General features: G+C 33.8%; 24 protein-coding genes, 1 tRNA gene and 1 pseudogene. 11 read left to right on the forward strand and 15 right to left on the reverse strand.

From position 1 onward, the window contains the following. The first annotated feature begins 138 nt into the window (after positions 1–138). Positions 139–636 carry a TspO/MBR family protein gene (locus tag ACJDUG_RS03165; protein WP_406768429.1) on the forward strand — a complete coding sequence of 166 codons (498 nt, stop codon included), beginning with the start codon at positions 139–141 and terminating at the stop codon, positions 634–636. Positions 637–687: 51 nt separating this feature from the next. Here ACJDUG_RS03165 and ACJDUG_RS03170 read toward each other — a convergent pair whose 3' ends face one another. Together ACJDUG_RS03170 and ACJDUG_RS03175 are read right to left on the reverse strand one after the other, a co-directional pair. After that, positions 688–960, reverse strand: coding sequence for a spore coat protein (locus ACJDUG_RS03170; protein ID WP_406768430.1), 273 nt, complete (start codon positions 958–960; stop codon positions 688–690). A 74-nt stretch (positions 961–1,034) separates the two neighbouring features. Then, positions 1,035–1,259 (reverse strand): hypothetical protein, encoded by a 225-nt coding sequence (locus ACJDUG_RS03175; RefSeq protein WP_406768431.1) that lies wholly within the window; start codon positions 1,257–1,259, stop codon positions 1,035–1,037. A gap of 329 nt (positions 1,260–1,588) precedes the next feature. On the opposite strand from ACJDUG_RS03175, the gene ACJDUG_RS03180 reads away from it, so the two are divergent. Continuing rightward, on the forward strand, positions 1,589–1,864 hold the full coding sequence (locus ACJDUG_RS03180) for a hypothetical protein (RefSeq protein ID WP_406768432.1): 276 nt from the start codon (positions 1,589–1,591) through the stop codon (positions 1,862–1,864). 54 nt (positions 1,865–1,918) lie between these two features. Here ACJDUG_RS03180 and ACJDUG_RS03185 read toward each other — a convergent pair whose 3' ends face one another. From ACJDUG_RS03185 to sigI, 3 genes are all read right to left on the reverse strand, one after another. After that, positions 1,919–2,332 carry a bacteriohemerythrin gene (locus ACJDUG_RS03185; protein WP_406768433.1) on the reverse strand — a complete coding sequence of 138 codons (414 nt, stop codon included), beginning with the start codon at positions 2,330–2,332 and terminating at the stop codon, positions 1,919–1,921. A gap of 200 nt (positions 2,333–2,532) precedes the next feature. Continuing rightward, the gene (locus ACJDUG_RS03190; RefSeq protein ID WP_406768434.1) at positions 2,533–3,363 is read right to left on the reverse strand and encodes an anti-sigma factor domain-containing protein; all 831 of its coding nucleotides are present in this window, start codon (positions 3,361–3,363) and stop codon (positions 2,533–2,535) included. Next, positions 3,356–4,039: an RNA polymerase sigma-I factor gene (gene sigI / locus ACJDUG_RS03195; RefSeq protein WP_406768435.1), complete on the reverse strand. Its 684-nt coding sequence runs from the start codon at positions 4,037–4,039 to the stop codon at positions 3,356–3,358. The genes ACJDUG_RS03190 and sigI overlap by 8 nt, the downstream gene beginning before the upstream one ends. A 576-nt stretch (positions 4,040–4,615) precedes the next feature. On the opposite strand from sigI, the gene ACJDUG_RS03200 reads away from it, so the two are divergent. The 3 genes from ACJDUG_RS03200 (at position 4,616) to ACJDUG_RS03210 (ending at position 6,831) form a co-directional block, all read left to right on the forward strand. Beyond that, the gene (locus ACJDUG_RS03200; protein WP_406768436.1) at positions 4,616–5,158 is read left to right on the forward strand and encodes a nucleoside-triphosphatase; all 543 of its coding nucleotides are present in this window, start codon (positions 4,616–4,618) and stop codon (positions 5,156–5,158) included. Between the two features lie 29 nt (positions 5,159–5,187). Continuing rightward, entirely contained in the window at positions 5,188–6,468 is a 1,281-nt protein-coding gene (locus tag ACJDUG_RS03205) for a D-serine ammonia-lyase (RefSeq protein WP_406768437.1), read from the forward strand. An 84-nt stretch (positions 6,469–6,552) separates the two neighbouring features. Beyond that, entirely contained in the window at positions 6,553–6,831 is a 279-nt protein-coding gene (locus ACJDUG_RS03210) for a late competence development ComFB family protein (protein WP_406768438.1), read from the forward strand. A gap of 138 nt (positions 6,832–6,969) precedes the next feature. Here the strand turns inward: ACJDUG_RS03210 and ACJDUG_RS03215 are convergent, their stop codons facing one another. Further along, positions 6,970–7,509, reverse strand: coding sequence for an amidase domain-containing protein (locus ACJDUG_RS03215; protein ID WP_406768439.1), 540 nt, complete (start codon positions 7,507–7,509; stop codon positions 6,970–6,972). A gap of 216 nt (positions 7,510–7,725) precedes the next feature. Between ACJDUG_RS03215 and hcp the strand changes: the two genes are divergently transcribed. The 4 genes from hcp to ACJDUG_RS03235 all read left to right on the forward strand — a co-directional run bounded on the left by hcp (position 7,726) and on the right by ACJDUG_RS03235 (position 12,072). Next, a complete protein-coding gene (gene hcp, locus ACJDUG_RS03220) occupies positions 7,726–9,375 on the forward strand; it encodes a hydroxylamine reductase (RefSeq protein WP_406768440.1) in 1,650 nt (549 codons plus the stop codon). 226 nt (positions 9,376–9,601) lie between these two features. Next, on the forward strand, positions 9,602–10,063 hold the full coding sequence (locus ACJDUG_RS03225) for a DUF2680 domain-containing protein (protein ID WP_406768441.1): 462 nt from the start codon (positions 9,602–9,604) through the stop codon (positions 10,061–10,063). Positions 10,064–10,416: 353 nt separating this feature from the next. Continuing rightward, positions 10,417–10,491: transfer RNA gene (locus ACJDUG_RS03230), tRNA-Glu, on the forward strand. Between the two features lie 231 nt (positions 10,492–10,722). Further along, complete coding sequence (locus tag ACJDUG_RS03235) at positions 10,723–12,072, forward strand: APC family permease (RefSeq protein ID WP_406768442.1); 1,350 nt, start codon at positions 10,723–10,725, stop codon at positions 12,070–12,072. Positions 12,073–12,134: 62 nt separating this feature from the next. Here ACJDUG_RS03235 and ACJDUG_RS03240 read toward each other — a convergent pair whose 3' ends face one another. From ACJDUG_RS03240 to ACJDUG_RS03260, 5 genes and pseudogenes are all read right to left on the reverse strand, one after another. Continuing rightward, on the reverse strand, positions 12,135–13,727 hold the full coding sequence (locus ACJDUG_RS03240) for an ABC-F family ATP-binding cassette domain-containing protein (RefSeq protein ID WP_406768443.1): 1,593 nt from the start codon (positions 13,725–13,727) through the stop codon (positions 12,135–12,137). A 303-nt stretch (positions 13,728–14,030) separates the two neighbouring features. Further along, positions 14,031–14,435 (reverse strand): annotated as a pseudogene (locus ACJDUG_RS03245) (manganese catalase family protein); the annotation flags it as partial. A 91-nt stretch (positions 14,436–14,526) separates the two neighbouring features. Next, positions 14,527–14,763, reverse strand: coding sequence for a hypothetical protein (locus ACJDUG_RS03250; protein WP_406768444.1), 237 nt, complete (start codon positions 14,761–14,763; stop codon positions 14,527–14,529). A 148-nt stretch (positions 14,764–14,911) separates the two neighbouring features. Further along, complete coding sequence (locus tag ACJDUG_RS03255) at positions 14,912–15,172, reverse strand: hypothetical protein (RefSeq protein ID WP_406768445.1); 261 nt, start codon at positions 15,170–15,172, stop codon at positions 14,912–14,914. An 83-nt stretch (positions 15,173–15,255) separates the two neighbouring features. Then, positions 15,256–15,627 (reverse strand): hypothetical protein, encoded by a 372-nt coding sequence (locus tag ACJDUG_RS03260; protein WP_406768446.1) that lies wholly within the window; start codon positions 15,625–15,627, stop codon positions 15,256–15,258. Between the two features lie 210 nt (positions 15,628–15,837). On the opposite strand from ACJDUG_RS03260, the gene ACJDUG_RS03265 reads away from it, so the two are divergent. Together ACJDUG_RS03265 and ACJDUG_RS03270 are read left to right on the forward strand one after the other, a co-directional pair. Continuing rightward, positions 15,838–16,866 (forward strand): DNA methyltransferase, encoded by a 1,029-nt coding sequence (locus ACJDUG_RS03265; protein ID WP_406768447.1) that lies wholly within the window; start codon positions 15,838–15,840, stop codon positions 16,864–16,866. 111 nt (positions 16,867–16,977) lie between these two features. Beyond that, entirely contained in the window at positions 16,978–17,343 is a 366-nt protein-coding gene (locus ACJDUG_RS03270) for a hypothetical protein (RefSeq protein ID WP_406768448.1), read from the forward strand. A 345-nt stretch (positions 17,344–17,688) separates the two neighbouring features. Here ACJDUG_RS03270 and ACJDUG_RS03275 read toward each other — a convergent pair whose 3' ends face one another. From ACJDUG_RS03275 to ACJDUG_RS03290, 4 genes are all read right to left on the reverse strand, one after another. Further along, a complete protein-coding gene (locus ACJDUG_RS03275) occupies positions 17,689–18,072 on the reverse strand; it encodes a hypothetical protein (RefSeq protein WP_406768449.1) in 384 nt (127 codons plus the stop codon). A gap of 186 nt (positions 18,073–18,258) precedes the next feature. Continuing rightward, positions 18,259–18,705 (reverse strand): helix-turn-helix domain-containing protein, encoded by a 447-nt coding sequence (locus ACJDUG_RS03280; RefSeq protein ID WP_406768450.1) that lies wholly within the window; start codon positions 18,703–18,705, stop codon positions 18,259–18,261. A gap of 1,212 nt (positions 18,706–19,917) precedes the next feature. Further along, positions 19,918–22,578, reverse strand: coding sequence for a TnsA endonuclease N-terminal domain-containing protein (locus tag ACJDUG_RS03285; RefSeq protein ID WP_406768451.1), 2,661 nt, complete (start codon positions 22,576–22,578; stop codon positions 19,918–19,920). Next, positions 22,578–24,311: a site-specific DNA-methyltransferase gene (locus tag ACJDUG_RS03290; RefSeq protein WP_406768452.1), complete on the reverse strand. Its 1,734-nt coding sequence runs from the start codon at positions 24,309–24,311 to the stop codon at positions 22,578–22,580. Before ACJDUG_RS03290 ends, ACJDUG_RS03285 begins: the two co-directional genes overlap by 1 nt. Between the last annotated feature and the right edge of the window lie 10 nt (positions 24,312–24,321).

A 24,321-nucleotide genomic window follows, 5' to 3' on the forward strand; every position in this document is an offset into this window, starting at 1 on the left:
AAGCACCTGCCTTTAAAAATAAATTATATTACAATTATATGTTTCTTAGGATAATTTTACAATATAACCTTAGCTTAAGCATAATTTTTAATTTAGCATCCTATATTAAAATAGAGTAAATTAAAGGTGGGAGAAAGTTTGGGATTTTTTAAAGTTAAAAACAAAAGGAGTTTATTAAGTCTTATTATATTAATATTAATATCAGAAGCTGCTTTAGTATTAAGTGCCTATTTAGCAATATTCAAAATTAATACCTACAATAATTTAGTAAAGCCTATATTTGCACCGCATCCGTGGGTATATGCAGTCACATTACCTTTTGTTTATCTTGTTATGGCTTTTGCAGCCTATAGAATATGGATGCTTAGAAAGCAGAAAAAATATATAGGAAGAGCTATAAGGTTATTTTTTATTCAATTATTTTTAAACTTCATTTGGCTAATTATATTCCTGAGATTTAGGTTGGTGGGACTTGCTTTTCTAGAGCTTATGCTAGTAATTATTTTTGTAATGCTTACAACCTTTGAATTTTTCAAGCTAGACAAATTAGCAGGTTTAGTTATGATACCATTTATTTCTTGGCTCTTTTATGCAGGGGTTATAAATTTTTCCTTTTGGATGCTGAATAATATGTAGGGAAAAGTTTAAATTAAAAGCAGGAGTTAAATAAAAACTCCTGCTACAGAATTATGTTAATTCATTAGCCATTGTAGTAACATCAGTTTTAAGTTTCTGAACATCCGCATCTGGAGCATCCTTAGTTGTATACCATCCTTTTTGTTTCATTGCATCAAAAACCCTATACTGTGTATCTTGGGCATTTTTAAAATTATTTACCAAGGTATTTCTAAGATTTTCACAAGAAGACTCTGTTATACCAGTGCTATAAGCACTGATAACCTGCTTCTCAGTTGTTAGTAAGTCATGCATTAAATCTTTTTCTGTAAGTTTATTATTCATGATTCTACCTCCATTACATTCTTATTATAGCTTAACAATTTATGTACCTTGCTAAGTTTATTTTAGAAACTTGATTATTGATGTGAATCTAAATATGTTTTTAAACTGTCAAAGTTTTGTTTATGAATTCGGCTTGCTTGATTACATAAACTCTTAAGGGATTGATCTGTACACATTTCAGCATATTCATTACATTTTTTAGTAAGTAGAGCTTCATAACCGATTTGATCTTGTATTACCTTTAAGTTGTTGCTTTCAATTTGCTTATTTTGAGTATTAGTTGTTGCAGTATTAGTCATTAATATTTCCTCCTTTATTTGTCTTTAGGCAAGATCCTGCCAACAATATTATTATTTGCATTTAAAACTTAAATATGTAGAAAAGTTAATAAAAATAAGTAGATTAAACCAGTATGAGTAATGCAATATATTGAATAATGTTGAACAGTTAATATAGGGTATAATATACTCTCTTAAGCAGTCATGAAAACTTAATATCTTGTTTAGAATTATTTAATACTTGTCTAATGTATAATATGTTATAATAATTTCATAAATTATATTTATCGCAAGCATCATTTCTATATACTAAATAGTTACAGCAAATATCTATAGGAGAGTGTAGTTAAATGTTTTTTATAAATAGTGGTAAATCTATCTTTATAATACTAGCATTGGCTATCTTGATTTTTTTGATTTTTATTAATTTCCTGCCATATATTTTACTCATTAGTGGTATAACATGGATTATAAGCTATGTTTACAAGAAGTTTAAAAATAGAAGTCTAAGTAGAGATCCTAATATTGAAGTAAAAAAGGGCAGGTTTGAATCAAGTAAGAAAGAGGATTTTAAGGACTTTAATAAGGCCAATATTATAGATGTGGACTATACTGAAGTTAAATAATTAAAAAGGAACACACTGGCTTGATTCCAGTATGTTCCTTTTATGTTGACGCTGTTATACAATGCCATTTTCATTGAAATAGGATTTATATGCCATATCTGACTTTAAGATATGACTAACGATCCAATCTAGTATAAAAGAAAGTATATTTGTCATCACAAGTTTTTGCTCATTTTCTAGATCTATTTTTTCTAGTTTTAAAATTTCATTAATAAAATTTTCATGTTCTTCTTTATGACTGTCTAAGCCTGTATAGTCAAGTTTTTTCATAAGCTTTTCTTCATAATCAAAGTGATAAAGTGTATAGTTTTTTAACTCAACAAAAGTATTCATTATTTCATCATAATGATCATATCCGTCATTTACCGCTAAAATAGAAGAAATTTTATCAGCTAAATAAAAAAGTTGTTTGTGCTGATTATCAATTTCAGCTACACTTACACTAAACTTATCATTCCATTTTATCATGAAACCACCCCCGATTTATTACATAATTATACCATATAAGAATAATCATACAACATAATAAATCGAAAAAGTAAAAATTTTTGTATATTATGACATATTTTAAAGTCATTTTATAATGATTTTGCTGTAGATGGTATTAACTTAATTGCGAGAAAAAAGCACAACTATTTCGTTATGCTTTTTTTAATGTTTTAATCTATTTATTTTTGGTCATTATTATTTCCGTTATACTTATTGTCATCTTGATTATTTTTGTTACTTGCATTAGAGTTGGAAACTTCTTTTGAATCTATATTTTTATTCTTATTTTTATTTTTATTATTATTATTATTATTATTATTATTATTGTTATTTTGTTTGTTGGAATCAGGGATTTTATTATTACCATTACCATTTGTGTTATTATTTTCAGTGTCCTTAAATTTTGATTTCTTCTGATCTGAATTAGAGGAATTATTCTTTATCTTATTATTATTGCTTTTTGTAATGTTAAGTTTTAAGTTGTCTGACTTTGCTTTTTCTTCAAATTGTGAAATATTAAAATCATTTATAGACCTACTGCTGTTAATGTCTATATTGACTGTATTGGCAGTATTGCTTTTATCTCCATTAATAAAGTTATCTTTTTTTGCTTGAAGAACTATAGAATTAAGTCCGTCATTTAAGGATTTATTTTGTACATTAAGTTCCAAAAGTACTTTTTTACCATCCTCATTTAAGGGAGTTGTTTTAATTATTCTATTCCATCTATTCAGGTCTAATTTAATTGATGGATTTATATCTACCACTACTGAAGCTACCGGAGTATAATAGGCATAAGCTGTGCTGCTGCACAAAAAAATAAATGTAAGTGTAGCTGCGGTTATTGCATATTTATAGAAGGGGATATCCCTTGCTATCTGGCCAGTATAAACTTCCCCAACTTTTGGAGGGGGTTCACTAATTTTAAGCTTTATAAATTCTCCTGAGCTTGTCATAACGCAAGCATGATTTTTATTAAGCTGCATTACGATACCTGTACTGTTACTCATTTCTATAACCTACCTTTATATTTAAATAGGACTTTATGTAAGGGTAATCATTACTTGAGAGTATTAGAATAAGTATTAAAATATATCTTCTCCACTTCTCAATAAGTTTTCTGTTACTGCCTGTAAGAATTATTATTTCTTTAACGGGCAGAAGCTTCTTACTTTTAATATATCCTAAAATATTCTGCTCATTGACGCATTTAAAAGCTATATTAAGTAAAGAATCTCTCGTATCTTTATGTGATGGAGAAGATTTTATTAATGAACTGAAATCAAGCTTATATTCAGCTAGTTCCTTAGAGAATAAGGCTATTTCTTCTGATCTTCTCATATTCTCAGCATCTATATTATATTGAGTCATAGAATTTTTATTATCTATAAAATCTTTAGTCTCATCATCTTCGTCAAAAACAACATAGGGAACTTTGCTTGCTTTTCTAAAGTAATCTATTAATGCATTTTTAATTAGTACCTTGGCATAACTGTAAAAGTTCCCCTTATTTTCATCATAAGTATTACAGGCGTTGTTAAAGGCTATAAGAGAGATAGAGAGTTCGTCATCATTTTCAAAATACAGCTTTCTCTTACATATATTGTAGGTAGTATTATATATGAAAGCTTTACTCTGGGCTATAAATTCATCTCTGTTATTCTGAGATAGCTGCACTAATTCCATTAAATCACCTCTCTCTAATACATATACGTATATTAGTTTATATTTAATAGGGTATCACATAAATTGCTGTTTGAAAATTGTTAATAATTTAGTGTAAAAGATAATGAAATTAATAAAGAAGGATGAAATTACAGAAGATTTAGTTTTCAAAATTTTTGAAAATATTTCTTGACACCTTTTGAAATTTATAATAATATATATATGTAAGCTGTTATTAAGCTTAAAATTGGTGTTTATTTATTAAATGAATGTGAATTTGAATGTGCAAAACCAAGAGCCCATCTGGAAACAGATGGGCTTTTAGTACTCTTTAAATCGTATATTTACATATAGAAACTTCAGCATGAAAGTTAATATATGCATAAGAAAAGACAGAATCTCAAGTATTTTTTTCCTTTCTTTTTTTGCTAACAATATTTAAATTTCACTTATTTATATAATACTTTTAAAAATAGTAAAAATATGGTACAATATGAGTACTGCCATTGTGTAACTATTAAAATAAAGAAAATATAGAATATTCCGCAATATGTTTTTTGTAGAAAAATTATTATGAATTTGAGGGAAGTAAATAAAATGAGAAATATTTTAATAATTGAGGAAGGAAGACAAGCTTCTGGGGAAAAACTTCTTGATGAAATAAAAAAGATAATTAAATGCCCTATAGGTGGCTATGATATTCATATTAAAAGGGATGCAGAAAATAATAAAATTAGAGAATTCAATTTAGTATCCTTATACAGTAACGAAAAAGGGAATATTTTTTTCAAAACGGATGATGCAGCTGGTACAGATAAGTTCAATATTGAAATTTTTAATACTAAGGGAGTGGAGTTTTTACAAGAAAGTTTAAATAACGGAGAAGTATTGATTTTTAATGAAATCGGTTACTTGGAATCAAAGGCGGAAAAGTTTACAAGAGAAGTAATTAAGGCATTAAACAGTGAAAAAGTGGTTATTGCACTACTTAAAAAAGTTAATTGTGATTATATCAATTATATAGCTGCCAGGAAGGATGTAAGCATTTTTAGCGTTTCAGAGGATAATAAAATTTACGCAAAGGAAGGCATAATTAAATTATTAAAAGAATGGAAAATACCAATTTCACATAATGATTAACATTTAATAAAAATGAGGTGCTGCTAAAATTGTTGGAAAATGATAAAGCTGTTTTAAAGGAAATAATTAAATTAAAACCAGTGCTTTGGGAAAATTGTAAATTAATAAAGGCTGATGAAGCACTTAAAAATATTGATGTAAGCGTAAAAGAGATATATGAGGCAGATGCAAGGCTAATTAGATTTGCTGCTTTAATAAGAAGATTTTTTCCTGAAACTGAAGATGGAATAATTGAGTCACCGCTTTTAAAGATTGAAGATATGAAAGAGAGTTCAGAGAAATATTATATTACTAATATTAATGGTAAATTATATTTAAAATGTGACAGCCATTTAAAGGTTGCTGGCTCAGTAAAAGCTAGAGGAGGAATATACGAGGTTTTAAAATATGCAGAAACACTTTGCCTAACAAATAGAATGATAACAAAAGAGAGCGATTATTCTATAATGGCAGAAAAAAGCTTTAAAGATTTTTTTTCTAAATATACAATTGCTGTAGGATCTACAGGTAATCTTGGTTTAAGCATTGGTATTATGTCAAGAGCCTTAGGTTTTAACACCATAATTCATATGTCAAAGGATGCTAAGGAATGGAAGAAAAATCTGCTGAGAGAAAAAGGTGCTTTAGTTATAGAATATGAAGAGGATTATTCTAAGGCCGTGGAGGAAGGACGAAAACAGTGCAGCAAGGATCCTAATGCTTACTTCATAGATGACGAAAATTCAAAGGATTTATTTTACGGCTATACAACAGCTGCCTTAAGACTTAAGAAGCAGCTAGATGAGCAGAGCATAATTGTAGATAATAAGCACCAATTATATGTTTATCTTCCCTGTGGGGTAGGTGGTGCTCCGGGAGGAATAACTTACGGTCTAAAAGCATTTTATGGAGACAATGTTCACTGTTATTTTGTGGAGCCTACCCATTCGCCATGTATGTTATTAGGCTTAATTACTGAAAACTTCAGCAAGCTCCACGTAAGGGATTTTGGAATTGACAATATTACTGATGCTGATGGACTTGCAGTAGGGTCACCTTCAGAGCTTATTTCAAATATCGTTAAAGAAATAATTGATGGAGAATATACTATTGAAGATGATGAACTTTATAGACTTCTCGCCTTACTTAAGGATAGTGAGGGAATAAAAATTGAACCATCTGCTGCAGCAGGACTTTTAGGACCTTTGCTAGTAAAAGTTAAAGATACCTCCACCCATATAGCCTGGGCAACAGGTGGGTTATTTTTGCCGGATGATATATATCTTAAATTTTATAATAAAGGTAAAAGACTCCTTAATAAAAGAGCCTAGTATTTCTTAACAATAAAATACTTTTATGTCTTATATAAATATATTATAATTAATTTAAAACTTAGGATAAGTGGGGGGAATTTTATGTATCATTTAAAAAACTATATGGAGATTTTAGTAGATGAAATACTACCAGGGATGTTAGTAAATGAGGAAGGAATATGCAAATGTGACAGATGCATACTTGACATAAAAGCTATAGCATTAAATAGACTTACTCCAAAATATATAGTAAGTGAGATTGGGGAAATATACAGAAGATATGATGATATAAGTAAGCAATTAGAAATTGATGTAATAGAAGCTATTATGAGATCTATTGAACTTGTAAAGAAATTCCCAAGGCATGATCAAATGGTGTAGAAAAAGTTTAATAAAGCATCATTTAAAGAAAATATTTTTAGACATTTTTTGGATTCAAATAAAGAAGGGCCGTCTTTTAATACATCTCAAAGGCTATTTTAGTTTAATATTTGGGATGCACTTAAAAGAGGCTCTTTTTTAGACGCTGATTTTCAAATAATGATATTGTTTTACGGGCCAGGAAGTCCTGTAGGGTATGTTTAATGCTTCAAAGGAATGATGAGAGACTAGGGGCATTCCTTCAGAAAAACCTGTAACAATTGTAGAATGAAAGATCATTCCTTTATTATCTTCAAAAAAAATCACATCTCCAAGTTCAAGCTGTGAGGGACTTTGTACTTCTAATCCCTTAGGACCGGCATAATTATTAGCCTTGCCGATTTTTAAATACCAGTAGAGAGAATGGGCTACAGCCCATGAAACTGACCAAGTATGGTCTTTTGTATTTGTACTTCCATTTTTATTGTACCACCAAGAGTGATTTGGCATGTAAGTCATAGGTGCACCGCCAGCTCTAAGACATTGGGAGATAAAATTAGCACAATCCCCGCTTGTATCATTAATAAGGGGAAAATATCTATAATTTGGATTAGGACTTAATGCATAGGTTAGTGCATAATTAACGGCATTTTCTCTTGAATAATTATTTTGTCTAAATTGATTGTATGAATTTACCACTTAATCACCTTATAAATATTTATATTATTTAGTTTATGTAATAAATGTAAATTTGAACTCTAAAATTTAGTAAAATATTAAAAGCTGTAATATATGTTACAGCTTTTAATAATAAACTTTGATAATATATTACCTGTAATCAGAAACAGCAAGCTAGATGCTTAGTTAAAAAAATAAGTAAAAATATATTATTGATATTATATGGAGGTTTTATTTATGAGTATGTTTTGTTATCAATGTCAAGAAACCGCTGGTGGGAAAGGATGTACCCTAAGGGGTGTTTGTGGTAAGACTTCAGATTTAGCAAATCTTCAAGACTTACTAATCTATGTTTTAAAGGGTATTTCAGTAGCTAACGTAAAAGCAAGAGAGCTAGTAGTTAACACTAAAGAAACTGATAAATTTGTATTTAATGGTTTATTTATGACTATTACTAATGCTAATTGGGATAAAGCTAGATTTTATGAAGAAATAAAGGCGGGCATTAAATTAAGAGACGAAATCAAATCTGCTGTAGCAAATGCAGGTGGAATTATAGAGAGTAATTATGAAGGATTAACATGGACGGGCAGCTCTGAAGCTGAGTTAGATGCAAAGGCAGAATCTGGAGATGTAAGTATTCTTCAAACAAAGGATGAAGATATAAGATCCTTAAGAGAGTTATTAACTTATGGAATAAAAGGAATGGCTGCATATGTAGAACATGCATTTAACTTAGGCTATACTGATGATACAGTTTTTGAATTCATGCAAAAGGGCTTAGCAGCTGCAACTGATGATAAATTAGGTGTTAATGAGTATGTTTCACTAGTTTTAGAGTGTGGTAAATATGGTGTTGATGCCATGGCTTTACTTGATAAAGCAAACACAACTGCCTATGGTAATCCTGAAATTACAAAGGTTAATATTGGAGTTAGAAACAATCCAGCAATACTTATAAGTGGACATGATCTAAGAGATATGGAGCAATTGTTAGCCCAAACAGAAGGAACAGGAGTAGATGTATATACTCATTCTGAAATGCTTCCAGCTAACTACTATCCTGCTTTTAAGAAATACTCACATTTTGTAGGTAACTATGGAAATGCATGGTGGTTACAGGATAAAGAATTTGAAAGCTTTAATGGAGTAATACTTATGACTACTAACTGCATAGTTCCTCCAAAGGCTTCTTATAAAGATAGAATGTTTACAACTGGTGCTACAGGGATAACTGGCGTTAAGCACATAGATAAAAAAGCAGATGGTACAAAAGATTTCTCAGAGCTAATTGCACTTGCAAAAACACTAAAAGCTCCAACAGAAATAGAAAAGGGAGAAATTGTTGGTGGGTTTGCACATGCTCAAGTTCTTGCACTTGCTGACCAAGTTGTAGAGGCAGTTAAAACTGGTGCTATTAAGAGATTCTTTGTAATGGCTGGCTGTGATGGAAGAATGAAGAGTAGAGACTACTATACTGAGTTTGCTGAGAAACTTCCAAAGGATACAGTAATACTAACAGCTGGTTGTGCTAAATATAGATATAATAAGCTAAATCTAGGAGATATTAATGGAATTCCTAGAGTATTAGATGCAGGACAATGCAACGATTCTTATTCTCTTGCAGTAATAGCATTAAAATTAAAAGAAGTTTTTGGTCTAGATAACGTTAACGAGCTGCCAATTTCATATAACATTGCTTGGTATGAGCAAAAAGCAGTAATTGTATTACTTGCCCTATTATACCTAGGAGTAAAGAATATACATTTAGGACCAACACTACCTGGCTTCTTATCATCAAATGTAACAAAGGTACTTGTAGAGAACTTTGGAATTGGTGGAGTATCAAATGTTGATGATGATATGAAAATGTTCATGGGTGCATAATTCAAATTAATATATTATAGTTTAATATAAGAATAATTGAAACTACTAATTTAAACTTAAGAGGCTAAAGGAACTATTAATCCCTTCAGCCTCTTAAGTTTTTTGCTAGTAATTTATCACAAAATATTTATTTTGCAAATGATGATTTAATTAAATTTTAATAATTAAATTTAAAAATATGCACATAATAAAACGGTAAATTATTCTAACCTTAGGAGGTATTTTTATGAAGTTAAAAAAAATAGCAGCACTATCTATTATTTTATCTTTAAGCTCAAATGCTGCTGTACATGCTGAAGCTTTATTACCCTTTGGAAATAAGGCAAATACATCAGAAAAAAATGTAGAAGATGGGCATAAGCATCATATGGGCAAGGTCCATTCTGGTATATTTGAAGCAGCTAAACAAATGGGTATAAGTGAAAATGATCTAAAAGAGGCAAAAAAGAATGGAAAAAATTTCTTTGAGCTTGCAAAGAAAAAGGGATACTCAGAGAAAGAAGCGAGAGATTTTATTATTAAAACAAAAAGGGAAATGGTTCTAAAAGCTGTTTCAGAAGGTAAAATAACAAAGGAAAGAGGAGATGAAATTATTAAGAAAAGCGAAGATAAAATCTCAAAGTGGGATGGAACCTTTAAATCACATAAAGAGCAAAAGGAACCTAAAATACAAAAAAGTACAGCTTAAATCTTAATTAGTTTATAATAAATAAGGCTATAAAAAAGCTTCCCAGTAAATAAATATTCACTGGGAAGCTTTCCTTCAAATTTATTTAATTTTAGGGTTAGGGAGATAACTTTGGGGGGATGTTAAGTATCTTCTTGAGATTATTATTACATAGAAATATTTCATTGTCAATAATAAAATATATCAGTTAATATTAATTATTGCATAGTTTACAATTTGTTAATACTTAACATTACGTGTAATAGACTTGAAATCTGTATAGAAAATTAAAATTAGTACTGAAAAATGTATAAACATTTTTTATTAGACATAATTTTAAAAAAGTGTTATTATATTTAAGGTAATAAAATTATGGCTCCTTGGTCAAGCGGTTAAGACACCACCCTCTCAAGGTGGTATCAGGGGTTCGATTCCCCTAGGAGTCACCAAGTCAAAAACACCAACGTTTTTAATGAATTAAATGTTGGTGTTTTTATTTATTCCCACACTTTTCTCACATCATATTATTTTTATCTAATTCTCAAAATAGATAGTTACAGATAATGCCTATCTAGTATAATGTATACATTGACTTGAACTACGTTTACATGTAAAATCATATCCTATATATAACTTTTATAAAACATTGGGGCACAAATTAAAAAAAGGATGGGTTAAACATGCAATCAGAAAAATCAGTAAGTAATGGATCAAAAGTCCCTAAACAATTAAAGAAAGAAATTGGACTATTAGAAGCCATTACAGTAGTAATTGGAGTAGTAATAGGATCGGGTATATTTTTTAAGGCATCCTCAGTGTATAAAAGTGCTGGGACACCAACATTAGGAATTTTAGCTTGGGTTTTAGGTGGAATAATTACTATGGCTTCTGCATTAACTGTAGCAGAAATAGCAACTGCAATACCAGAGACTGGTGGAATGTTTGCTTACTTAAAAGAATTATACGGAGAAAAGAGTGCTTTCTTATTTGGATGGATGCAGACATTAATATACGTGCCAGGAGTTGCAGCTGCATTGTCAATAGTATTTGTAACGCAGGCAACCTATTTTATTCCTTCAATGACTAATCTACAGCAAAAGATTTTAGCAATATTCATGTTGTTTTTCATTATGATAATAAATGTAATTTCTACAAAATTGGGTAGTAAAGTTCAGTTATTTTCCACTTTAGGAAAACTAATTCCGATTTTTGTAATAATAGTTTTCGGATTATTAAAAGGAACAGCAAGCAGCTTGCCAACCGCTTCACATGCTGCTGCATCAGTAGGGGCAGCTGGATTTGGAGCAGCAATTCTTGGAACACTATGGGCATATGATGGTTGGGCTGGGGTAGGTAACATAGCAGGTGAACTTAAAAATCCTAAAAAGGATTTGCCAAAATCTATAATTTTAGGTCTATTTGTGACTATAATCGTTTATATTTTAATAAATATTGCAATAGTAAAAGTTATGCCAATTAGTGCGGTTATTGCTTCTACGAAACCTGCTTCAGATGCAGCAATAATTTTATTTGGTAAAGGTGGAGCCGCATTAGTTGCAGCAGGTATTATGGTTTCTATCTTCGGTGCTTTAAATGGTTACTTAATGACAGGAGTTAGAATACCATTTGCTATGGCACAAGACAAGCTATTTCCTTTTCATAAGTTCTTTGGAAAAGTAAATGATAAATTTCAAACTCCATTAAATTCATTTATTTTTGAAATAATTTTAGCTTGTTTTTATGTTTTAAGCGGATCCTTTGATACACTGACTAATCTTGCAGTATTTGTTATGTGGATATTCTTTGTAATGACAGTTGCAGGAATCTTTATTCTAAGAAGTAAGCATAAAGACATTGACAGACCTTATAAAGTTCCTCTATACCCTGTAGTTCCATTAGTAGGAATAGTAGGAGGTATTTATATATTAATAAGTACTTTAATTACTGATACTAGTTCCTCGCTTTATGGTATAGTTATTACTTTAATAGGTTTACCTGTTTACTTTTATGTAAAGAAGAAAATAAAATAGCAAATAAAAGAGGTGCCTCTCTGTAGACAGGATATAATTTATCTATAGAGAGGCACTTATTATTATTGCTGAGATTTAAATTCTAAGTATTCATCATAATTCATTTTTTTATCGATAGTACCTTCGCTTGTAATTTCTATAATTCTATTTGCTATAGTTTGTACAAATTGGTGGTCATGAGAGGCAAATAAAATAACACTTTTATAATCTATAAGCCCATTATTTACTGCAGTTATTGATTCTAAGTCAAGGTGATTTGTTGGTTGATCTAAAATTAGTGCATTAGCACTTGAAAGCATCATTCTAGAAAGCATGCATCTAACTCTTTCTCCTCCAGATAGTACTTTGGCTTCCTTTAAGGCCTCATCTCCAGAGAAAAGCATTCTTCCTAGAAAACCTCTTAAATAGCTTTCAGATTTTTCTTCTGAGAACTGCCTCATCCAGTCAACAAGATTTAAAGCTACTTCATTAAAGAATTCATTATTATCTTTAGGAAAATAAGCTTTTGTTATTGTAATTCCCCATTTATAACTACCACTGTCTGGTTCCATTTCTCCAGCTAGTATTTTAAATAGTGTAGTTGTTGCAATTTCGTTTTCAGAAGCAAAGGCTATTTTATCTCCTTTAGCAATGGTAAAGCTTACGTTGTTTAATAGCTTTTCTCCATCTATAGTTTTACATAAACCATCTACAGTAAGAATATCATTTCCTACTTCTCTTTCAGGTTTAAATCCTACAAAGGGATATCTTCTGCTGGAAGGCTCAATATCGTCAATAGAAATTTTATCAAGGAGCTTCTTACGTGAAGTTGCCTGTTTAGACTTAGATGCATTTGCACTAAAACGTGCAATAAATTCTTGGAGATCCTTAATCTTTTCCTCTTTCTTCTTATTTTGATCCTTAGCCAGTTGAAGAGCTAATTGGCTGGACTCATACCAAAAGTCGTAGTTTCCAACATACAGCTTAATTTTACCAAAGTCCACATCTGCCATGTGAGTACAAACCTTATTTAAAAAGTGTCTATCATGGGATACCACAATTACCGTACCCTCAAAGTTTATTAGAAATTCTTCAAGCCAATTAATAGATTTTATATCAAGGTGATTAGTAGGCTCATCTAGAATTAAGACTCCTGGATTACCAAAGAGAGCCTGTGCCAGTAGGACCTTAATCTTTTCAGAGCCGCCTAAATCAGACATTTTCTTATTGTGAAGATCCATACTTATACCTAGACCTTGAAGTAGGGTTGCAGCTTCAGCTTCAGCTTCCCAGCCGTTAAGCTCTGCAAATTCTCCTTCAAGCTCAGAAGCCTTAATTCCATCTTCATCTGAGAAATCAGCCTTAGAATATAATGCTTCTTTTTCCTCCATTATCTCATAAAGTCTTGCATTTCCCATGATTACAGTTTGAAGCACTTCGTATTGATCATACTCAAAATGATCCTGCTTTAAAACAGACATTCTAACACCTTTATCTATACTTATCTCACCTGAATTAGGTTCTATTTCACCAGATAAAATTTTTAGAAATGTACTTTTACCAGCTCCATTTGCTCCAATCACACCATAGCAATTTCCTGGAGTGAATTTTATATTTACATCTTCAAATAGTTTTTTATCGCCATATCTTAATCCGACTTTAGTTACTGTTATCAATCTATTTCCCTCCTGTATTTTTATATTGCATTAAACAATTTTTTGTTTAGCCTCCTGTATTCTTGATACTGGGTAACCTGTACTCCGTTACCGTAAAAATCCATTTAGGACTTTTACCTATAGAAAAGTACTATTAATGCATACTCCTTGTATTCTTTTGTATACACAAAGTGAAATTATAACATAAATTTGTTAAGTTTTCATTATCTTTATGCAATTTTAGATAAAGTTATTAAATGGTAATGTGAAAAAGCTAAAAAATAAAAGAACCATCGAGAAACTCAACAGCTCTTTAAAAAAAATTTATTTCATAAAATCAGGCTTCGGCATTACAAATAGATGAGGTTCATCAAGACGATCTTGCACCGTTCTTAAAGCTTCACCAAATCTTTGAAAATGAACAATTTCTCTTTCGCGTAAAAACTTTAGAGGCTCTATTACATCAGGATCATCAGCTAGGTTAATTAAGTATTCATAGGTTGCTCTAGCCTTTTGTTCAGCAGCTAAATCTTCTGTTAAATCAACAATAGGATCACCTTTAGACTGTATATAGGCTGCTGTCCAGGCAGCACCGCTTGCTCCTGCTGGGAAAATGCCTCTGCCATGATCTACATAGTAAGGAGCAGCTCCCGATTTTTCTATTTCTTCTAAAGTTGCATTTCTCATTAATTGATGAACCATGGCTCCAACCATTTCAAGGTGTGCAAGTTCGTTAGCCCCACTAGGTTATCAGTAATAAGCAAATATAATGCCTGTATCCTTTAAAATCAATGGATACAGGCATTTCAGTTATCTATGTTTAATCCTGTGCTGTTAGCTGATGCTGTGCTCTGCCAGCTATGCGTGCAAGTATTGCATCTACTTCATCAGATGTACGATTGTAGCAAAAGTCATCACATATCTCAATGCTTGTGTTTCCTAGCTTAAACTCTTGTACTACATTGTTTTCTTTCCTCTCAATGTTATTGCTATCAACCATACATACACCCCCTACAGTAGTGTATGATTGTGTTCCTTGTATTGTTCTTGATTTCATCACTAATTCCCCCATAAATTCAATTTATGGGCTATATTTAGCAAGGCCTAGAAATGCGGCAAATAAAACACAATAATTTTTACTGCTATATCATCGGCCTAAGAGCAAATAAAAGACCAAGGTAAACTTAATCACCTTGGTCTTACACTTATTTACTTTTATTTCTTCTACTTCTTAGCTTGTCACAGCGTGCCGATAGCATACTGTATTCTTCTTCTAGCTTGTCTAGGTGCTTATAAGCACTTTTATCAAGCTCTACACCGCTTTTTTGTAGTTTGTAGTAAACATCGCAGCCACTACCTGCGTACATTAATGCTTGCTCGTAAGGGCAATGGTTGCAATCAGCACCATCAACACACTCAATACCACCTTTAAGCTCTAAAGCTCTTAACCATGTATACATTTTCATAATTTTTACCTCCAAATAATTTAATATAATAATATTTAAAATTACTATCTATTATCGGCCTATATAATAGGTAGTGATTTATTTTACTCATAAAACATCTCAGCATACTTTTCTGGGCTCACATATTCTTCGTACCTCGCCTCTGCATCTGCAAATGCTTGCCTAGCTACAAACATTTCAGCCTCAATCATAAGGTCATGTATAAAATCATTGTAACCCTTGCACTTATAGCAGGTAATAGCAAGCATATTACGGAGTTTCTCCAGCTTCTCCCTAAGTTCCCATGCTTCTACGTCTGCGTATGCAATCCAAGCCATATAGCCGTACGCAAACTTCTTTGCCTTCTCGTGTTGCTCTCTCATTTTAACCAGAGCCAAATGTAACTCCAATGTTGCACCACGCAACCCCTTACAAATAACCCCTTCTGCTGTGCATCTCTTTACCATCTTGTTCATAATTTTTTCCTCCATATATTTTTATTTAATCGCTACTGTTGCGATTTACTATCTATTTATGAGAGGTCTGATTTTGCAAAAGTGCCTATTTTATCGACTTTTTAACCTCATTTCGGCCTAAATTTACTCTATAAATCTCGCCGTCCATTGAAACCATCGGCCTATACGGGTTATAATTAAACCTAACAATACCAAGGAGTACGAACATCTATGAAAAAGCACTTAACACAAAGCAGTAAACATGAGCAAATAAAACTACACTTAAAAACACATTGGCAAGCCAGTAATCGTAGCGTTGCCCGTGCTTTAGGGTGCAGTCACAGCACAGTAGCCTCAGTTAGAGCAGAAATGGTCGAGAGTGGACGATTTAGCCACTTGTACACCGATGGTAAAGATGCCGAAAAATGGAAAAATCATCCATATTTGATAGAAAACAAAGGCCTACTTGAAACTTTAAATCCTCGTAACCTTAGAGCTATTAAGCGTATTGAAGTTTTGAATTACATGATGGAACACCCGCAAATAAAATCACCTTGCGTTGCACAGGCTAAGCTTGCTAAGGAGGCTATTATAAGGCGTAAAAACGCCTCTGTGACCATCACAGAGGACGATGTGACCATTAGGGTGGCTGATGTTACAAAACTCTCTGAGCTTGATTATGTGCCTAATAACGGCGTGGATTTAGTGCTATGTGACCCGCCTTGGGATAGCACCTCAGCTGAGGTCTGTGTAGGGATTGCAGATGCTGCGGCTGCTAAGCTCCGAAAAGGAGGCAGTTTGCTTGTGCTTACGGGTAGCAGTCACCTAGACGAGGTTATAACGGCCCTCTCTGCTAATAAAACAATTCGTTACCATTGGCTACTTGTATGCCCACTCCCACAAGGTGCTCCAGCCTCTACAAGCTGGCTAAAGGTGCAGAGTAAGGTGCGAATAGTGCTGTGGTATGTTAAAGGCAAGTACGATGGAGAAACCTATTCGGATTACATAGACCGGCCTACACTAGGTAACCACGCAAGTAAAGAGTTTCACGAGTGGGGAGCACCTGAGGAACTGATTTCTGAGCTTATTACACGATATAGTAACCCCGGAGATACTGTGGCGGACTTCACAGTCGGAGGAGGTTCAACGGCCTATTGTGCAGCAACACTTGGAAGAAGATTTTACGGGAGCGACATAAATAAAGAAGCCGTCAGCACCACAAATAAAAGGGTGAGACAGCTCTTTGGATATACACGATAATTCAAATAAAAGGAGATATAAATTATATACAAATATCATCGCTATTGTACAAATTGCAACAGATACTATACATATAAGCATAAATGTGATACACCTGTGTTTATTTATATTATGAGAGATACAAGGCGTATAGTAGATAGATTACAGTATTTAGGATTTAAGGTATTAAGTACAAATATAATACCCGATATAGACTTTAATAATAGTAATTCAGACTTTCGCAGAACCCGCATCGAAATACACTTTAAGCTATCCTATTCTGACTGTTTTCTTTCGGAGCTACCAGATGGATGGTGCTGGGAAGTCAATTCAAGTGCACCTTCTTCGCTTGTTTATACAGTCGAAGTTAAGTGTAATGAAATAGATGTTAAGCTTAGACATCAACTAATCATACAATCCATTAAATCGCTTGAGGAGTACCTAAACTCAAGAAATGAAGAAGGAATTAGAACTGCAATGTTGCTGATGTATGACTAAACATAATTACCGATAAAACCTTACTGCCACAAGGAAAAACCGCCACTAGCATATCAGACGAAAGGCCTCATATACAACATAAAAGTGGAGCTGAACCACCTGTTCCAACGGAGGGAACGGCTCAGCTCCACCATCTTCATAACATACCTGTTAGACCCTGCACAAAGTTGAATTTCTATACTACTATATGCAAGGCCTCCAAGCTATTCTAATTAAATGAAATATTTATAGTAAGTATAAATATTTAAGGTATATCGGCCCAAATAGAACAATGTAAAATGAGCTACTAACACCTAATCCATAAGTGTTAGTAGCTCACATAAATGTACTTGGGCCTCCAAATTGTTAGAAGAAAGACGGTCTTGCTGCGATGATTTGCTTTGTTTCTAGGTCAACTACAAGCGTTCTGCCCGGAAAATAGCCACTTGCCATCTGAGCAACTTCGGCTGGACTTTTTAGGCTAATAAAACACTCCACTCGCTTAACACCTGTAAACTCGTCATCCTGTACTGGGCACTCAATAACTGCATATAATCGGCTGTTGGTGTAATCTTCCCACGATTCAACAAGTGCACCCACGCAAACCTTACCAGCTCCGTGCTTAGTTGCTAATTTAGTATAATAACGTATTTTACGTGCTATTTCTTCCTCAGATGTTTCGGGTCTTAATAATGGTATACAATCACAATCAACGCTATTTAAGCCTTTTAAGCTATCGTCCATAATCATAACGCCTCCTTTTGTTTATGGCTAAAACATTAGCGCATCTATACTTTAAATGTCAATTACTATTACCAATAAAAACTAGCTAACCCTCGCAAATAAAGGTGCTTCAGCTTGTTGAGAGTTTGAAAAACTTGTACATCGGCCTTATGATTTTACGAATATAACCCTGTCTGCTTATAGTGTGACAGCCTATTCTGCGTCCTCATCAGCATATACATCTAAAAGAGCTGAAAGAGATGAAAACCCGCTTGGGTACAGTCCTGTTCCCGGCTCATCGGTTATTCTTACTGGTGGTGTTGGAGCTTTTACTTCACTCGCTTTCTTAGCTTTCTCAGCTTCAATCATTTCACCTAACTTCTCACACTGCTCTGTAAGTTCATTCTGTCGGGCTTCTTCGTCGTCCTCAAACCCGCACTCATCAGCTGGCGGACCTTCATAAACTGGTTCAGGAACTTGCGTTTTGTGTGTGCTTCTGCTCTGTGATAGTAGGTAGTATTCAAGGTCTATCTCCCTAATCCTCCTTAGATTACCCACCTGTATAAATGGCAAACTTCCATCTCGACATCTCCTAATTACGGTCATCTGACTCACTTTCAGAATGTCAGCGACCTCTTTCACTTTAAGTAAACCGTCCATAAATACCACTCCTCCTGTTATAAATGTTATGTTATGTATGTTATAACATTTATAACAGAACGGCCTACTATTGATTTAAAGGCAAAAATAAGAACATCCTCTAGGTGTGATGGTGTTCAAGGAGTGAAATATTAAAAAGGAGTAGTTCGTAAATAAAATTCCCTGAGTATCTATAATCTGTATTATATAATCTAAACCTCCCAGAATAGCCTGCATTTAATTTTTAAGGTAGTCCTAGAGTATTTGCATGCCCTTATAAATTGAGCGCGCTGCGGGTCGTTTTAGAGAGTTTAAAATATGGTGCGAATAAAGACCAGCCTATTTAGTATGTTCAGCATCTTGATATATGTCGTATGTATCTACAATATCATTATTCACGGAGCATATCACCAATGCAGGAAGTTCATTGTCAGGTGTATAACAGCTATATCGTCTGTCACTGGAGTGTAGAGTGTATCCGATATTCAGAAGACCATTCTCACAATAATTCTTTGCAGTAGATACTATCTTGTCTTTAAGTACATTGTTTATACTTTTATTACTATTTTTAGTGAACTTTATACTCAATGATATAACCTCCTAAAATTAGTCCGATAAAATACGCCAATCCCTGAGCTGTCTATACTTACCACTTATAAGTGCGTAGTTACACCTATTGTCATTTTATATACTATAATTAGATAGGCTTGTTGTATTTTAGAAGACTTGCGTAAAAAACTCATCAATTTCAAAGGTTACTGCTGGATTACACGCCACGAACCACAAGCCTGTCGGAGTTAGTGGGGTAGGAAATATAGGAGCAAAGGCCCCATAAATAAAAACCACCTGCTGTGTAGCAGGTGGCTGTATATGGTCAAAATGTTATGCTCCCGACTGTATTATCGTGTATCATAATAGAGCTGTTTCCGAGCGGGTTTCAGTCATACTTACTCAGTGTAGTCTATCCATCATTCGCTTATTGCAGGAAGTGATTTTACTTACGAAGCCTGTAAATACTGGGCTTGAGGCTTATTGACGAATGACCTACCAAAGACACATCGGCCTAATGCTACCAAATAAAATACTTGCAACACAGCCATTCCAGCCACATTCTCAAACTCTTTTACCCTTACTTGTACTAACATACCTAACCCACACAAAGCTGAACTCTAAAAGGAAACTACAAAGGCCTAATTGTGACCTTAGCCCAACAGTAAATATACTCAAGTTAAATCATATATCTACAAGAGTTCTTTGGTAACTATCTTCAGTAGGTACTTCTAAAATCCTAGTCTTCATTATTGCACTTCCAGCGTACATCTTATATGTGACTCCGCTATGTGTTGCTATCAGAGTAGCAGCCTCTGCTTTTGCCTTTACTACCTCATCATCAATCTTGTCGTCACCTTTTACCTCAATAAGTTGGTATGAACCATCTGACATCTCTGCAAAGAAATCAGGATAGTAATGCCTTATTCTTCGTGATTCCGGGTCATAATACTGTATAGAAAGGTCCCCTTGGTTACTTGTAAACATACCAGTAAAGTATATTTTTTTAACCATGCTACTGGTTATATACTGCAAGAAACATTCTTTTTCTGGTTTTGAATCGAAGCAATACGTGTCTGCGTGAAAGCTCTTTTCAACTTCAGCAGGTCGAAACTGAGTGTCTTGTTTAGTTGTTACCAGTTCTGGTTTTGCTGAAAATTCATAGTAACCAGCCGCTTTAGGCTCTCTAAGTAACACAAGGTCTCGGTCCTCAGTTCTAATTTCACTTGTAACTTCAAATAGAGCGTGGAATATCTTTGGTACGATAATGTCATCTAGAAGTTCATTATACTTGTTTAAACATTCTAGGATGTATTCCTCGCCGTCTATTGAGTCTCTTAATATTCTTGCTGCGAGTAAGCAAGATATGTTAAGGTAGCGAGCAATCTCGCCAGCAAGAGTAAAGGAACTATACTTTATCTGTTCTTTTAACTGGTCGATATTGGTTTCCTTAACACTCATTTCGTGTGAAATGCTATCCTTTTCATACATTATAGAGGCGTACTTAGAGAAATCAACATTATTTAACTCGAAGTTAATAGGGGAAGTATAATTCTTCTCTAGAAGTCCATACTCACGCCATATACGTTTTAGCTTAATAACACGTTCTGGAGGTACAACTCTTACCTTATAGCGTTCAGACTTCTCAGAAGGAGCCTTAGATAAGTCTTTAATCTCCATATTGAAGTTCTTGTTAAGTTCAGCGTCAAGAATATCGTAGTTGTCTTTTGATAAGAACACGGTAGCGGTAAGTTGTTCAGTTGTAATTTTCCGTAAGCATCGCATTGTTGCTTGTAGAACAAAGATTTTAGACTGTGGACTACGGAACATAGCAACACCAAATAAAGAACGACAATTCCAACCTTCTCGTCCTTTACCTACAAGGATAATGATTTGTTTCTTACTACCTTCAGTACCGACTATATCAAGATTGTTAAAATCTCTAATGTCATCATCTTTAGTTACCTTTGCATCACCTACATTAACTAATATCTTTGACGAAGAGATACCCAAGTCGGCAAGGATTTTTTCAACAACAGGTCTAACTTCGTTATTGGCCTCATCAATTGTAGTAGCAAATATTGCGAGTTTTGCCAATAAACCCTCATAGGATTTCTCACCGTAGGTCTTCAAAAACATAGTGATAGATGCTCGTAGGAACTCCTCACTCTTTACGTTCTCAAACGCTTTTAAATCAGCATCTTTAAGAAATCCATTCACAATGGACTCTTTTAACCCATAAGCATATACAACCTCTGGAAGAAGTTGCTTATTTACATATGGCGTTCCAGTATAGTTATAACAAGCAACAATAGAAGTGCTGTTTGCAAGCATATTTATTGTATCTCTTAAACTTGTTTTCTTAGCGCTGGTAGCACGTATCTGTTTTTCAAGGTCGGCACCAAAAAGGTGATGAGCTTCGTCCACATATACTCCAAGTTGTTTAAGACGACAAAGCTTTTTGAATCGCTGATTATCCATTAAAGAGGAATCATCATTTACATCATCATCGTCCACATTACCATAGACAGATGACAGAAGCGAACCGCTTTGGAAGAGAATGTTAGCTGGTTTCTCCTCCTTGCGTTTCTTCTTTACAATAATCTTCTGTGTATTTGAGATAACTATGTTAAAGTCTGAGTCGTCTAAAGTATGCAGTGTTGTACCACTCTCTTCTAAGAAGTGAAATTTTATGTTAGCGTCAAGCACCTTTGCATACTCTGGAGGAACTACCTTTGTTTTATCAAAAGTAATTATCTCTCTTAAAGACTGCAGAACTGTTTTATCTGGTGCAAAGACAAGAGCATTGTGGCAGAACCGCTTGTCTTTCGGGTATTTGTTAGCAAGCAAGAACTCATAGAATATACAGGTAGCCATTAGGATGGTTTTACCAAGTCCCATAGTTAAAGCATAAATATAGTTCGGATATTCTTCTTTATATTTCTTCATTTGCTTAAATAGTATATCAGTCTGCTTTTCAGCTGCTTCAGGTAGGTATATACTTTTGCCTTCAGCACTCACTCTATAATCAAATAACGTTACTTGACCATTTTTACTTATTGAATAGTAAGACGCATCTGAAAACCTATCTCGGTGATTGCGCCAGTCATCAAACATTTCATAAACCTTTGCATTGCCCATAAATTCTTTAATAAACACATACATTTCAAGAGCTTCAAACTGTGGCAAACGCAGGAACGCATCAGGATTCTCTTCTCTATCGTTATAAGCTAGAAACTTTTTTGTTAAATCATTATAACGAGAACGAATCTTCTTACGGTTATTCTGATAAAAAAACAATAATTGTTCATAGAAAGCAAAGTTTTCAGTAGTTTCAGTTGGCATTATCGCACCTCCACTTCCAGAGACTCAGATAGTAGGTCAGTTATTTTGACTTTAATTGTTCCAACTCCGTCAGGAATGTCATAAAATCCTTTCACCACTTCATTTTTATCCGGAACATCCGTTACTGTTGGTTGCATAACAGCCCCATCGTAATTCCAATCAATCATTATTGACTCAACAAGTTGTTTCCAATCCTCTACATATTCCTTCTGTAAAGAAAGCTTCTGCATTAAGTTCAGAGGATAAAAAGCTCGGACCACAAGTTTGTTACCTTCGATTGCAATGTCTGCTTCGGCTTCACGCTTCAACTGTAAATCAGCCTTGTCACGGAGTATATCAACGATTTGAATATCAAGTATATACTCAGAAAGTTCTTGTTCAAGTGAAGCTTTTAAATCAGCTTCGTGTCCCATACAGACAATCGTAATCCTCTCTACGGGTTGGTTCGGATTCTCCTCTTTTTTCTTTTCGTAAACCTTATAAGGTAAATTAGCTTTTAGTTCTTCTAAATCAGCCTTTGTAGCTATACGATTAACTGGCATAATCTTTACCATTCTGCCGTCAAGTTCACCATCCCATACATTACTCTGTGAGAATGGCTGAATTTCCAAAGCTTCAATAAGTAAGTCCCGTGCTTCTATTGGGTTGCGGAAGAAGTCATAGTTGTTTACGTTGTAAACTTCAAAGCCTGTGTATTTTATTTCATCACTTGCTTCAATTTCTGAAGCAACAGAAAGCAGACGTTTGGTAGTAGTTTGAATAGCTCCAAGGTTGATGTCCGCACCAATAAAACGACGTCCCAATTTCATCGCAACAGCTTGTGTCGTGCCACTGCCCATAAAACAATCGAACACAAGGTCACCGGGGTTGCTTGCAGCTCTAATAATCCGTTCAAGAAGCTTTTCAGGTTTCTGGGTAGGATACCCTAAATATTCACGACTTGCAGTTTTAGTCGTTGAACTTTGGCCTATTTCCCAAACGTCGTCAGCCTTTTTCTCAGTAAACATCTCATAAATCAGTTTCCCAGATTCGTCTCTGGCAGACACAAGTTTACCAAGTTCGCTTGACCAGATGCGTTTGTCACGTTTAGTAGGTTTGTCAAGCGGTATCATTATCGTGTTTGAAACATTGCTTCTGCCCTTTGAATACCATAAAATATTATTATGATTCGTAGCGAAACCTCTAACATTACCCTGAAAGTTGTCTGAATAATGCCAAATTATCTCATTATTAAAGTTCTCCTGCCCAAAAAGTGAATCTGCAATACATCGCAAGTAAGCCACCTTATGCCAGTCGCAATGTATGAATAGAGAGCCACCTTCTGAAAGCAATTCTCTCATCACAATCAGTCGTTCGTACATGAACTGAAGGTATTCGTCGTTCGTCCAGATGTCACCATATTGTTTTTCTTCAAATGAGGAACTATCACCGACAATGTTCTGCCCTCGGAGAGCAATTTTCTTCTTGTAGTTTGCTTTAGAGTCAAATGGTGGGTCTATGTAGATAAGGTCAACTTGACCCCTAAACTCCCTTAATAGATGGCTCATTACTTGTAGGTTATCGCCCCAAAATATCTTATTTATCCAACCGTCTTGCTCCTCACCATAGCGTTCCCTAAGTTGAGCAGGGAAATACTGTGTCGAACGATAAGGGCGCTTTCCAGTCCAACGTAACTCAGGGAATCCTTTAATTGTCGGACGTTCGTTAAATTCAAAAGTGATTTGTTCATTCATTGTTGTCTTT

The sequence above is a fragment of the Candidatus Clostridium stratigraminis genome, from assembly GCF_045310675.1.
GTDB classification, from domain to species: domain Bacteria; phylum Bacillota; class Clostridia; order Clostridiales; family Clostridiaceae; genus Clostridium_AT; species Clostridium_AT stratigraminis.